The sequence below is a fragment of the Hymenobacter fodinae genome, assembly GCF_004745825.1.
In the GTDB taxonomy this organism is placed as follows: Bacteria; Bacteroidota; Bacteroidia; order Cytophagales; family Hymenobacteraceae; genus Hymenobacter; species Hymenobacter fodinae.
Window position 1 is genome coordinate 738,258 of record NZ_SRLA01000003.1, and the last position, 12,861, is coordinate 751,118.

Sequence of the window (12,861 nt, forward strand, 5' to 3'; positions counted from 1 at the left end):
ACCCGCGGCGCGGGTCGTTCTTATTCCTAGTGGCGGCTAATATTAGTGAGTAGCCCCTTCAATGACTGCTTACTTATCCCACCACACACGGCCCGTTAGGTTGTCGCCGCCGGGCACGGCGCCGCTGGCAGCCCGATAGTTATCGGGGTTGGTGGTAATTTCCGAGGTCGGGTACGGGAAGCGGCGGGGAATCTGGCCGTTGGTAGCGTTGTTGGGGTACACCACCGGCGTCAGCGCCGGGAAGCCCGTGCGGCGCCAATTCGACCAGGACTCATAGAAGTCGAGCATTGTGTTGGTCAGCACCCAGTACTGGGTGCTGATCTGCTCCAGCCCTCGGCCGGCAGTATAAGGGTTGGCCGTGAGGTAGGCGGTGGCTTCGGCGGGCGTTACGGTCAGGGCCGGGTCGTATTGGCTGAGGTAGGTCATGGCCGCCGTTACCCCGTTGGTGTAGTGCTGGGCGGCGTTGCCTAGACCCCAGCGCTGGGCGGCCTCGGCCAGCAGCAATTCGGTCTCGGCGTAGGTCATCACGAAGGTGGGGCCGTTGCGCTTAATCATGCCGGGGCTGGGAGAAGAATAGTCCGGGAAGGACGTATAGCCTGGGGCCGTGGAAACGTCGTAGGCTGCCCGCCCGCTTAGGTCGCGGCCATTGGGCAGGCCCTTCTGTGCGGCGGCCGTTGAGATGGGCGCCGCGTTCTGGGTTTTGCTCGTGGGTGTGAGGTAGAGCTGGGTCACGGCTATTTTCGACAGGCGCGGGTCATTGCTGGCTTTGAGGTTGTCGATAAAGGTCTTGGACCACTTCACGTAGTAGTGCTCCTGGCCCCCGTCGCCGAGCAGCACCTGGCTATTGCGGTTCTGGGTGGCGCGGCCCCCGGCCACGTCGTGGGGCACCAAAGCATTATCGGCGTTGCTCTGCAGGGTTTTGCCCTGCACCTGGGTGGCGTAGGTGCGGGCGGTGGCCTCGTTCACCTTAGTCAGGCGCATGGCCAGGCGCAGCAGGATAGAGTTGCCCAGGCGCTGCCACTGTGCAATATTACCCTTGTAGAACACGTCGCCCGCCGGTGCGTCGGCGGCCGGGTCCAGGGCGGCAGTGGCCTCACTCGCTTCCTTCAGTAGGTCCGCGTAAATGGCCTCCTGCTTGTCGTACTGGGGCGTGATGATGTTCTGATAGTAGCCCTGACCAGCCTGGGAGTAAGGCACGTCGCCGTAGAGGTCGGTCAGGCGCTGCATTACCAGCACGCGCATGAGGCGGGCAATCTGGTGCAGGTTCTTGTAGGAGTCCTTGCCCCTGGTAGATTCCACCAGGTCGGTCACGGGCTTTACCTGCTCGCTGTAGCTTCTTTCCCAGTAGGCAGCCGTGTAGCCCTCATTCAGCAGGTACTTGTCGCCGCCCCAGTAGCTGATGACGGTGGCCATACCCTGCATCATGGTAGCGCAGTAAATCAGGTTCCCGCGCCAGGTTTCAAAGGCAAAGTCCGTGCTGCCCGTGTACGTGAGCTGCGTTTGGGTCAGCACGTAGTTGGGGTTGAACGTGGCCTGGCTGTACGTGGTCGGGTTGGTGTTGATTTCGTCGAAGTTATCGGTGCAGCCGCCGGCCAGCAGCAGGGCCCCCACCAGTGCGGTAGCTTTCGGTAGTATCGGTTTCATAAAGCTGTATAGTTGAGTGGATGGGGACAGGCCTAGAACTTCGCGCTCAGGTTGAGACCGTAGGTGCGGAAGGGCGGCACGCCGCCCAGCTCCAGGCCCTGCGAGAAGGCGTTGTAGCTGCCCTCGGGGTCGATGTTATCGGCCAGGCGCCGGATAAAGAACAGGTTACGGGCCACTACACTCAGGTTGAGCCGTTGCAGCTTCCCTCCTAGCAGCGTGCTGCCAAAGTTGTAGCCCAACGTCACCTGCCGCAGCTTAATAAAGCCAGCGTCCTGCACAAACTGGCTCGAGACGTTGTTGGCCAGGGTGCCGTAGTAAGTGGCCGCATCTAGGTTGCTGGGGCCAAAGGTGCCCTCCCGGTTTACCAGGGTCTGCTTGTGCAGGCCGAAGATGGTGCCATAGTAATCGGTGGCCGAGAAGATTTTGGCCCCGAACTTCCCGTCGATGAGTACGCCCAGACTCAGGCCCTTGTAGGTAAAGTCGTTGCTCCAGCCCCCGGTCCAGGGGTGGAAGGCGGTGCCGAACGAGGTGAGGTTGCCGCGGGCCGGCACGCCGTTGGTCGTCAGCACCACGTTGCCCTCCCCGTCGCGCTGGTAGTCGTAGGCCAGTATCTGCCCAAACGGCTTGCCCACCAACTGGCCTACGAAACCCACGCCCGAGCGGGAAGTAGCGTACACCGACTGCTCCTGCCCGGCCGCCAAAGACAGCACTGTGCTCTTGTTGTAGGCCGCGTTAAAGGAGGAAGACCATGTGAAGTTGTCGGTGCGCACCGGCGTTACGGTCAGCAGCATTTCCACGCCCTTGTTTTCCAGCTCGCCTTGGTTGAGCACGGCGCCTGAGTACCCCGAGGTTATAGAAGTCGGCGTGTTCACAATTTCCTTCGAAGATCTTTTCTTGTAGAAGGTTAAGTCCAGCCGAACCCGGTTGTCTACCATGGCCAGCTCGGTGCCGACCTCTACTTCCGTGGCCTGAGAAGCCACTAGGCGGCTGTTGGGGATATTGGGGTCCGAGGGGCCGCCGTAGGGAAAGCCCGCCAGCGGAGTCGAGGATAGAGAATAGTTCAGCTGGGTACGGTAGGGGTCGGTGGCCTGGCCTACCCGCGAGTAGCCCGCCCGCACCTTGCCGAAGGACAGAAAGCTGGGCTTCCAGAGCTCCGTAAATACGAAGGAGCCGCTCACGCCCGGGTAGGTGGTGCTCAGATCGTTGTCGAGGCCCGGGGTGGCCAGGGTGGAAAACCAGTCACGCCGCAACGTGGCGGTCAGGAACAGCAGCTCCCGGAAGGATAGGTCAAGAGACCCGTACACAGAATGCACCTCCAAGTCGCTGTACAGGGGCGCCACGGTGCGGGTGCGGGTGTTGCCCAGGGCGTTGATGCCGAACACGGCAAAGTCGTCGCCGGAGTTGCGGAAGCCCTCCAGCTTGGTGCGGCGGTAGCTGGCGCCCAGGTTAGGCGTGAAGCTGAAATCCTCCCCCACTGTAAAGGCCTTGCCCGCCAGCACATCGGCATTCAGGTCGGTGAACTGAGACGTTATTTCCGTGATGCTGCCGGTGGGCCGGTAGGCCGTGCCCGAGGGCGTCACGTTCGTGATGCGGTCTGTGTAGGCGTCGCGCCCCGCCCGGCCCTGCAGAAACAGCCCGTTGTCGAGGGTGTAGCGCGCCGACACGGACGAAATCAGCCGCTCCCGCCGGGTGTCGTTCACGAACTGGGAGGCCGCAAAGTAAGGGTTTGTATTAAAGGGGTTACCCGTGTTGAAGGTCAGCTCATTATTGTCGGCCCCGGTGCCGTTGCCGTTCGGCCCCTTCAAGGTGCGCACGTCCAGGCTGGTGGGCAGGAAGGCCACGTTGAAGTTGGCGTTGCCAGCCCCATCCGCCAGGATGGGCCGGTTTTTGGCCTGTTCCAGAATGTAGTTAGCCCGGGCGTCCAGGGTCAGGCGCTTGAACGGGTCAAACGTGCCCACAAAGTTGAACGTCTGCCGGTCGAGGCGGGAGTTGGGCACCACCGATTTATTGTCGAGGTTGCTGGCCGACAGGCGCACGGAGCCGCCCGTGAAGCTTTTGTTAAAGGCCACCGTGTTGGTGAAGCTGCTGCCCGTGCGGTAGAAGTTGGCCAGGTTGTTTTTCTGGGCCACGTAGGGCCGGGTGGTACCATCAAACTGCACCACCTGGGAACCGTCGAGGCGGGCGCCCCAGCTGGAGTTACCTGCCTGCGCGGCAATGACGGCCGTGGTGGGCTTCAGGTTGTTGGCGCCCTGCCCGTATTCGTACTGCCAGTCGGTGAGGTTGAACACCTGCTGCGCCACGTAGTTGCTATTGAATTCCAGCCCGTCGTTGCCCTTGGCGCTCTTGGTGGTAATCAGGATAACGCCGGCCTTGGCCCGGTAACCGTACAGGGCAGAGGCGGCCGCCCCCTTCAGCACAGAAATGCTCTCGATGTCGTCGGGGTTGAGGTTGGAAATGGGGTCCCCGAAGTCGGGCGCGTTGTCGTACTGGCCACCGCTGTTGCCGATGGTGGCGCCCGCACCGCCGCTGGGCTGGCTTTCTACCGGCACCCCGTTGATGACGTACAGCGGCTGGTTTGTCTGGTTCAGGCTGGAGGCGCCCCGGATAATCACGTTGCTGGAGGAGCCTGGCCCGCCCGAAGTAGAGTTAACGTTCAGGCCGGCTACTTTGCCCACCAGGGAGTTGGCCACGTTCGTTTCCCGCGCCTGGGTGAGCGACTCCCCCTGGATTTCCGTCACGGAGTAGCCCAGGGCTTTGCGCTCACGCGCCACGCCTAAGGCCGTAACAACCACTTCGTTCAGCGCTTGAGAGCCCTCGCTCAAGGTCACGTTGATGACGCGCTGGCCGGCCACGTTAATAGTCTGCGAGTCGAAGCCCACGGAGGAAAAGACCAGCGTGGCCGACTCCGGCGCCTCTAGCGAAAACCGGCCCTCCGCGTCGGTGCTGGTGCCCTGCTGGGCCCCGCGCACGAGCACCGTCACGCCGGGCAGGCCCTGCCCTTTGCCATCGGTCACCCGCCCGGTAACGGGCGAGGTTTGGGCGTGGGCCCAGCTGGCCGCGCCGAGGATCGCCAAAAAAGTAAGCCTGGTAAATCTTTTCATAAACGTCGAGTGAGATGTTTGGTGAGAAAAGCAGGAAGGCAACAACCACTGAGTCAGTGGCTATCCGGAGAAAGCCTTTATAGGCATTTCCCTAGGATGGCTAGGCCAGGCAGGGCAGCCCACCTAGCTATCGGGGCTAGCGCGGCGGGGTCGGGGCGCGGGCAGGCGTGTTTTTTTCTTTGCTAATAGCTTTAAGCAGCGAGTTAGGGCCCACTGCGTCCTGGGTTATTTCCCAGATCATGATTCCACTGGCTTGGCTGGTGGCCAGGGCTACTTTGCGCGCAATGGTGAGCCGACCGTTATAGCCTACGCCATTGTGCAGGTCGGCCTTGGGGCTGGCCCCGCGAGCGAGTAGGGCGCTGTAGGCCACCCCACCGGGCTGGCCGTAAAAGGGCACTCCCAGCACGGCCTTGCTGGCCGGCAGGCCTAGGTTTTTCCAGTATGCCAGGGTTTGCTCGGCGGCCGCGTAGGTGGCGTGGGCCGGTGCGGGGTCGTCGTAGGCCATAATGTTGAGAAAATCCACCGCTTCAAATACGCTGGGCTGAATACCCGCCCCCGCCCATGTGCCACCGGCTACGGCGGCCGTCAGCAGCTTACCCTGGGGGTGAAGCCGCGCAGCCAGCCGTTGCATTAGCCGGGCATAGCCAGCCGCAGTCTGGGCATCCGGGTGCTCCCAATCCATGTCCACCCCATCCAGTTGGTAGGTGGCTACTAACTCAACGAGCGCGGTGGCCAAGGCTTCAGTGTAGGCCTCGCTGCTCCCAATAGCATCGAAGGCGCTGTGGTCGCCATCGTGCCACCCTCCCACCGAGATTAGCACGCGCACGCCCTGGGCATGGGCGGCCGCAACCAGCTGCTGCAGCTTCTGTGGGTTGCGCAAGGGATCTAAGCCTCCGGTGGGGGTTGGCTGCACGAAGGCGTAGTTCACGTGAGTGAGCTGGCGCAGTTGGGCGGACTGAATTTCTCCGCGCCAGGAGGGCACGTAACCAACCACCCGAAACTGGGCTACTGCCGCTGTCGCCCCCCACAATAACAAGACTACTAGCCAACATAGGGAACAGGTTATTCTCATAGGCTTGCCGTTTGCTTACCGAAAAAGATACTACTTGATGCCCTGCGGGGGCACCCAGGCCGCCAGCGCGGGGCATTCCGGGTTCTATAGCCGGGGCTAGAACCGGTAGCGCACGAAAGCCTCCAGGGCTTCGTACTCGGTCAGGCCTAGCTGGTCGTAGAGCCGGGCTGTGGCGTGGTTGCGGTCCTCGGAGCGCTGCCAGAACTCGCGCTTGTCGTTGCCCGGAAATACCGCGCTGTCCTTCTGCGACTGGTGCTTGAAGATGGCCTTGCGCTTGCGCAGCAGCTCCTCGGGGCTGATAGGCACGGCCATTTCGATTTCGTCAATGTCCCACTCCTGCCAGGCGCCCCGGTACAGCCACAGGTAGCAGTCCTCCACCCAGGCCTCCTGCCCCTTCAGCCGGGCCAGCGCCTCAAATATGGCATCCAAACACACTCTGTGGGTGCCGTGCGGGTCGCGCAGGTCGCCGGCCGCGAAAATCTGGTGGGGCTGGATTGCCTGCAGCACGTCCATAACAGCCTGAATATCGGCCTCTCCCAACGGGTGCTTCTTTACCTGGCCCGTTTCGTAGAAGGGCATATTCAGGAAGTGCACGTTCGTCTCCTTCACCCCGCAGAAACGGCAGGCCGCCTCCGCCTCACCCTTGCGAATCAGGGCCTTGATGTCGCGCACCAGGGGGCTGTCCTCCTCTCCTAGCTTCTTGCGGCCCAAAAACTCCACTACCTGCTCCTGCTCCTGCTCCATCTGGCCGGGGCTGAGGCCCCGCTTACGGGCAAAATCCAGGGCGAAGTCGGCAAAACGCCGCGCATCGTCATCAAACACGGCTAGGTTGCCGGAGGTCTGGTAGGCCACGTGCACGTCGTGGCCCTGGTCGACCAGCCGCAGCAGGGTGCCGCCCATGGAAATCACGTCGTCATCGGGGTGGGGGCTGAAGATCAGGGACCTTTTCCGCGCGGGCAGCGCCCGCTCCGGCCGCTGGTGGTCGTTGGAGTTGGGCTTGCCCCCCGGCCAGCCCGTAATGGTGTGCTGCAGCAGGTTGAACACCCGAATGTTGAGGTGGTAGGCGCTGCCGGCTTCCACCAGCAGGTCGCTGAGGCTGCCGTCCCGGTAGTCCTCGTCGGTGAGCTTCAGAATGGGCTTGTGCAGCTTCAGGCTCAGCCAGATTACCGCCCGCCGGATCAGGCTCTCGTTCCAGGCGCAGAGGCCTACCAGCCAGGGTGCCTTAAGGCGGGTCAGCTCCTGCGCGGCCCACTGATCCACCACCACCTGCACCTGGGGGTGTTGCTGCAGAAAGGACGCCGGCACTTCGTCCGACACGGGGCCCTCCACCATCCGCTGCAGAATCTTGGCCTTGCCCTCGCCCCAGGCCAGCAAAATGATCCGGCGGGCTTTCATGATGGTGCCAACGCCCATGGTCAGCGCCCGCAGGGGCACAAACTCCTCCTTAATAAAGTCCTTGGCCGCATCCATGATCGTGAGGGCATCCAGCTTTACTAGCCGGGTGGCGGATGTGAGGCCGGACCCGGGCTCGTTGAAGCCAATGTGCCCGGTGCGCCCGATGCCGAGCAGCTGCAGGTCGAGCCCGCCCGCCTGCTCAATCAACTGCTCGTAGTGCTGGCAGTAGGCCTTTACCTGCTCAATGGGTAGTGTGCCGTCGGGAATGTGGATGTTTTCCCGCGCGATGTCCACGTGGTCGAAGAGCTGTTCGTGCATGAAGTAGACGTAGCTCTGCAGCTCATCCGGCCGCATGGGGTAGTACTCGTCGAGGTTGAAGGTAACTACATTGCGAAAGCTTAGGCCTTCTTCCCGGTGCAGGCGGATCAGCTCCTGGTACACGCCAATCGGCGAGGAGCCAGTGGCCAGCCCCAGCACGGCTTTTTCTCCTTGGGCCTGCTTGCGTCGGATCAGGTCGGCTAGCTCGTGGGCGACGTGGACCGCGCCCTGCCGCGCCTCCTCGAAAATTGTGACGGGTAGTTTCTCGTAGGTGGTTTCGGGGTAGCTAAGTACTTCCATAATACGCTAGGTAAATGAACAAGTGAAGCCGTATGCGCGCGGCCGACTAACGACCTCCAACCTGGTAATCCCCCCACTCTCTGCACCTAATGGCAGCCATAGCCACCACCTAGTGGGTCCCGATAATCAACTGTATGCGTACTGCCGGCTACTATATTTTCCGGCCCACGGCCGGCACGCGTAATAGAACTTTTCAAGCACTAGCTTGCTAATTGTCTTAAATATAGATATATACTATATACAACACAATGTTTGAAAAAGAAAAAATGTGTGCGCACACGCAAATCCTACTTGCTTGAGTGTGCGCGCACGCAGAAGTACTATTAGCAGGTACCATTCCTTTCCGTATATTGATACAAAGTATAATAAAGCTTAGATGCTATCAATAATTAGCTGGCCCATGCCCTAGGCACAACGAGCTAGCCTAGGCCACTGGCTCGCTTTCAGCTAAATCAGCAGCCACTACACCGGCGCTATCCAATTAAAAATGCCGACTAGGCCACCTGTGCCCGCTAGCCCGGTGATTTGGTCATTTCCTCTCCCTGGTTTTCACAGATGCGCTCCGAACACTTATGGGAACGACTGCCATACGTATCAAGGATATTGCCGCCAAAGCCAACGTCTCGGTTGGCACCGTCGACCGCGTGCTGCACAACCGGGGCCGGGTGTCAGAGCCGGTGCGTCAGCGGGTACTGCAGATGATGCAGGAACTGGCCTACGAGCCGAACCTGCTGGCCCGGACGCTCGGGACTAACAGCACACACCGCGTGGCTGTTCTGCAGCCGGATCATACGCTGGACCCCTATTGGCAGGCTCCATGGGAGGGTATTGAGCAAGCCGCCCGCGAGCTGAAACCCTACGGCGTATCGCTCACCCGCTACCCCTACGACTTACACCAGGTTGACTCTTTTCTGGAGCAGGCCAACCGCGCTACCCTTTCCGAACCCGATGGCATCCTAGTGGCACCCCTTTTCTACCAGGAGTCACTGGCCTTGTTTACGCGCTGGCAGCAGCAACACATTCCTTACGTATTGTTTAACACCTATATCGAGGAGGCCTCCCCCCTGAGCTATGTCGGACAAGACTCTTACCAAAGCGGCTTGTTGGCCGGCAAGCTAGTGCAGTTCGCTCAGCCCGCCGGTGCAACATTTCTGATCGTGCACATTGCCGAAGACATTGCCAACTCGCGCCACATTACCCAGAAGGAAAAAGGCTTTCGGGAATACTTTGCCCAGTTAGCCCATAATTCGCGCCCTTCTGAACTCAGGGAGCAGCCTTACACTATCCGCTGCTTGGAGCTGCCCCCGCCTACCGACCCCGCCTTCGCCCGGCGGCTAACCCAGTTGCTGGATGAGGAAGGAACCCAGCTGCGGGGAATGTTCGTGAGCACTTCAAAGGCCTACGAGGTTGCACCCTATCTCCAGGCCTATCAGCGGGAAGAAATTCGGCTAGTAGGCTACGACCTGCTTGAGCAAAATATTCATTTCCTGCGGGAAGGCGTGATTCACTTTCTGATCAATCAAAACCCTAAGCAGCAGGGTTACCGCGGGGTTTTCACCCTGGCGGACCAGTTGATTTTCAAGAAGCAGGTTTCCCCCCTGTCCTACCTGCCGCTCGACATCATCACTCAGGAAAACCTGCAGTACTACCTCGATAAGTAGCCGTTGGGCCGGCAAATGCTGCAGAAATTCCGCCTGGCCAGGCGCACGGGATTATCTTGCTTGGAACTCACCCTGGCGTGCCCACCTGACCTGCTAGTGGGTGGTCTAGCAATGTTCGGGCTGCATGCTGTTAAGCCAGTACCTGCAGTGAAAGCAAGAACAAGAGTTCCTGCCAGGCGACGAAGCCCCCGTGCGGTACAGTTGCCTAAACAACGAGGAGCGGGCGCCTAAATCAGGAGTGGCACCATAGGCGGATTTATAGGTATAATAACGGCCAACAAATGCATAAGCGCCCACAGTAGCATGCGATGTATACATTTTATAAGAGACTATCACCATGAAAAATAGGTTGACGCAGTGTCCTACTTCAAAAGATTGTGACAGATCGTGAACATGATTTACAGAATTGCTCCCGTACACCTGTGCATTAAAATAGAAAATAAACAATCGACATATATAATACTACAACGTCTTGACAAGTAATTACTTCTTTCTGTTAAAAACTGTCGTACGGAGAGACACAGCCTAGGCCTTTATAAAAACCGCTTTGCGACGGACATATCCTCGCTCTTTTCTGATATCAATCAGGCCTAGCGCCTGACATTTGTCATCCTGCGGGGCAGGCGTGCGCCGGACCTTTGGGCTGTTCAGCTGCTCCTGCCTGCGCGTGCCTACACTGCTTGCTCCCGAACCACTTACCCGCAGCACCTGCGCCCACTGCGGCGACGAGTGCGCGGATGATGCGCTGATCTCTCACGGCCAAAGCTTTTGCTGCGCCGGCTGCCGGACGGTGTATGAGTTGCTGGCCGAAAACAACCTCTGCTCCTACTATAGCGTGAGCGAGCCGCAGCCCGGCCAGAAAATTCCGGCCATGGAGCTACCCGGTCGCTTCGATTACCTTGATTCCGACATCGTGCAGACCCAGCTCCTAGCCTTTCGGAGCGATACGCGCGCGCGCCTCACACTTCAAATTCCGCAGATGCACTGTGCTTCTTGCATCTGGCTGCTGGAGCGTCTATACCAGCTCAACCCCGGCGTGCAAGAGTCGCAGGTAAACTTTCTGCGCAAGGAAATAGCCATCAGCTACCACCCCGGCCAAACCACGCTGAAAGACGTGGTGAAACTGCTGGCGGCCTTGGGCTACGAGCCCCAGATTACCTTGGCCGAACTCGGCCCCGCGCAGGCCGGCCCCGACCGGACCATCTACTACCGGCTAGGCCTAGCGGCGTTCTGCTTCGGCAACGTCATGTTGCTAGCCTTCCCCGATTACTTTTCTTTCACGGAGGAGCTAGCCACCAACTTCGGTCAGTTCTTCGGCTACCTGAGCCTAGTGCTTGCCTTGCCGGTACTGGCCTACAGCGCGCGTGGCTTCTATGAGTCGGCGTGGCAAGGGCTGCGGCACCGCTACATCAACCTCGATTTTCCCATCAGTCTAGGCCTGTCGGCGCTGTTCCTGACCAGCGTGCACGACATCATTACCCGCAACGGCCCCGGCTACCTCGACTCGTTTACGGGGCTGGTGTTCTTCATGCTGATCGGTAAGTGGGCCCAGCAGCACACCTACGATGCCCTACGCTTCGACCGTGACTTTACTTCCTACTTCCCGGTGGCCGTGACGGTGCTCAGCCCGGAAAGCGAGCGGACCATCTCGGTGAAGGAGTTGCGCGTAGGCCAGCGGATTCGGGTGCGCCACCAGGAAGTAGTGCCCGCCGATGCGGTTCTGATGCAGGGCGCCGGCCAAATAGACTACAGCTTTGTGTTGGGGGAGAGTGAGCCGGTGGCGAAGGTGGCGGGCGAGCTGGTGTATGCCGGCGGCCGGCAAGTGGGCGAAAGCGTGGAGCTGGAAGTAGTGCGCGAAGTCTCGCAGGGCTACCTCACCCAGCTCTGGAACAACCCCGTTTTCCAGAAAGCCGAAAAGCAAACCCTGGAAACCTATGCCAACAAGGTAGGCCGCTACTTCGTGGCTCTGACGCTGGTGCTGGCCACCGGGGCCGTGCTATACTGGTACCCCCGCGACCCGCAGATGGCGCTACGGGCTTTCACCTCGGTATTGGTTATTGCCTGCCCGTGTGCGCTTTCCCTGGCCACGCCTTTTGCGCTGGGAGCCGCGCTACGGGTATTTGGTCGGCGCAACTTCTACCTCAAAAACTCGGTGGTGGCGGAAACGCTGGCCCGCGCGAATACTATTGTGTTCGACAAAACGGGCACTCTCACGGAGGTTTCCAGGTCACAGGCAGAATATTACGGCACGCCGCTCACCACCCAGCAGCAGGCCTTAATTGCGGCCGTAGCCGGCCACTCCACGCACCCGCTAAGTCAGCGCATAGCCTAAACTCTAGGCCACCCGGCCCGGCTATTAGCGGAGTTCCGGGAGGTGCCTGGGCAAGGCGTGTGTGGGGTGCTGAACAATGTGCGAGTGAAGCTTAGCTCCGCGGCCTTTGTGGGGGCCAACCCTGCTTCCACGGTTTCGGCGGCAGTTTGCCCCGGGGCATCTCGAGTGTACGTGGCCCTCAATGAGCATCCTATGGGGTGCTACGTTCTGCTCAACGCTTACCGCCCCGAGCTGCCGCAAGTGCTGCAAGAACTCTCTCAACCCTACAACTTGGTGGTACTCTCCGGCGACAACGACGCTGAGCAGGGTCGTCTGCGGCAGCTGTTCGGACCCAAGGCAGAGCTCCGGTTCTTTCAGTCGCCGCAAAGCAAACTAGAATACGTATCGGAGCTGCAGCGCCAAGGCCGCCACGTGGTCATGCTCGGCGACGGCCTCAACGATGCCGGTGCCCTCCGCCAAGCCGATGTGGGCATTGCCCTGACCGATAAAATCACCCACTTCTTCCCCGCCTGCGACGCCATCCTGGATGCGCGCAGCTTCGGGCAGTTGGGCACCTTCCTGCAATTCTCGCGCAACTGCATGCACATTGTGCTGGCCACGTTCGGCCTGTCATTTCTTTATAATGGCATTGGCCTCATGCTGGCCGTGCAGGGTCGCTTTACGCCCATCGTGTCGGCCATTCTGATGCCCATCAGCTCGCTCAGCGTGATTTTATTCGCAACGCTGCTGGTGAAGCTGGCGGCCCGCCGCTGGAAGCTGTAAGTGGCCTAGAGCCGGTAGCAGGTTGCGCTTCCACTGCTGCTAGGTCAGTCTTTCTCACTCGTTCTTGTCTTACTCCCATGACTATTATATTTCTGCTCATCGGCATTAGCCTTACCGTGGCCGTGGCTTTCCTAAGCGCCTTCTTATGGCTGTGCGTTCCGGGCAATACGGCGATACATACACGCCTTCGGTGCGGGTGCTATTTGAGGAAGAAAGCACTGGTCCGCTTCCTCCCCAGTAGCGCCGCTAGAACGCAGCTCCCCTCCTTAAGTAAGG

Annotated in this window: 8 protein-coding genes; 4 read left to right on the plus strand and 4 right to left on the minus strand. The window is 60.2% G+C overall.

All coding sequences use genetic code 11. The features are described 5' to 3' along the window. Positions 1–69: 69 nt before the first annotated feature. From EU556_RS16960 to nagB, 4 genes are all read right to left on the minus strand, one after another. The gene (locus EU556_RS16960; protein WP_135435304.1) at positions 70–1,644 is read right to left on the minus strand and encodes a SusD/RagB family nutrient-binding outer membrane lipoprotein; all 1,575 of its coding nucleotides are present in this window, start codon (positions 1,642–1,644) and stop codon (positions 70–72) included. A gap of 32 nt (positions 1,645–1,676) precedes the next feature. Next, complete coding sequence (locus EU556_RS16965; protein WP_135435305.1) at positions 1,677–4,745, minus strand: SusC/RagA family TonB-linked outer membrane protein; 3,069 nt, start codon at positions 4,743–4,745, stop codon at positions 1,677–1,679. A 136-nt stretch (positions 4,746–4,881) separates the two neighbouring features. After that, positions 4,882–5,817, minus strand: coding sequence for a glycosyl hydrolase family 18 protein (locus EU556_RS16970; RefSeq protein ID WP_135435306.1), 936 nt, complete (start codon positions 5,815–5,817; stop codon positions 4,882–4,884). 96 nt (positions 5,818–5,913) lie between these two features. Then, the gene (gene nagB, locus EU556_RS16975; protein ID WP_135435307.1) at positions 5,914–7,830 is read right to left on the minus strand and encodes a glucosamine-6-phosphate deaminase; all 1,917 of its coding nucleotides are present in this window, start codon (positions 7,828–7,830) and stop codon (positions 5,914–5,916) included. Positions 7,831–8,402: 572 nt separating this feature from the next. Between nagB and EU556_RS16980 the strand changes: the two genes are divergently transcribed. The 4 genes from EU556_RS16980 (at position 8,403) to ccoS (ending at position 12,826) form a co-directional block, all read left to right on the plus strand. Further along, positions 8,403–9,491, plus strand: coding sequence for a LacI family DNA-binding transcriptional regulator (locus EU556_RS16980; protein ID WP_135435308.1), 1,089 nt, complete (start codon positions 8,403–8,405; stop codon positions 9,489–9,491). A 667-nt stretch (positions 9,492–10,158) separates the two neighbouring features. After that, complete coding sequence (locus EU556_RS16985) at positions 10,159–11,823, plus strand: heavy metal translocating P-type ATPase (RefSeq protein WP_245327740.1); 1,665 nt, start codon at positions 10,159–10,161, stop codon at positions 11,821–11,823. 84 nt (positions 11,824–11,907) lie between these two features. Beyond that, a complete protein-coding gene (locus EU556_RS26535; protein ID WP_245327750.1) occupies positions 11,908–12,585 on the plus strand; it encodes an HAD-IC family P-type ATPase in 678 nt (225 codons plus the stop codon). A 145-nt stretch (positions 12,586–12,730) separates the two neighbouring features. Next, on the plus strand, positions 12,731–12,826 hold the full coding sequence (ccoS, locus tag EU556_RS26770) for a cbb3-type cytochrome oxidase assembly protein CcoS (protein WP_317128719.1): 96 nt from the start codon (positions 12,731–12,733) through the stop codon (positions 12,824–12,826). The last annotated feature ends 35 nt before the right edge of the window (positions 12,827–12,861 follow it).

Coding starts and splice junctions, on each gene's coding strand:
- EU556_RS16960 (WP_135435304.1), bottom strand. CDS start 1,644: ATGAAACCGATACTACCGAAAGCTACCGCACTGGTGGGGGCCCTGCTG.
- EU556_RS16965 (WP_135435305.1), bottom strand. CDS start 4,745: ATGAAAAGATTTACCAGGCTTACTTTTTTGGCGATCCTCGGCGCGGCC.
- EU556_RS16970 (WP_135435306.1), bottom strand. CDS start 5,817: ATGAGAATAACCTGTTCCCTATGTTGGCTAGTAGTCTTGTTATTGTGG.
- nagB (WP_135435307.1), bottom strand. CDS start 7,830: ATGGAAGTACTTAGCTACCCCGAAACCACCTACGAGAAACTACCCGTC.
- EU556_RS16980 (WP_135435308.1), top strand. CDS start 8,403: ATGGGAACGACTGCCATACGTATCAAGGATATTGCCGCCAAAGCCAAC.
- ccoS (WP_317128719.1), top strand. CDS start 12,731: ATGGCTGTGCGTTCCGGGCAATACGGCGATACATACACGCCTTCGGTG.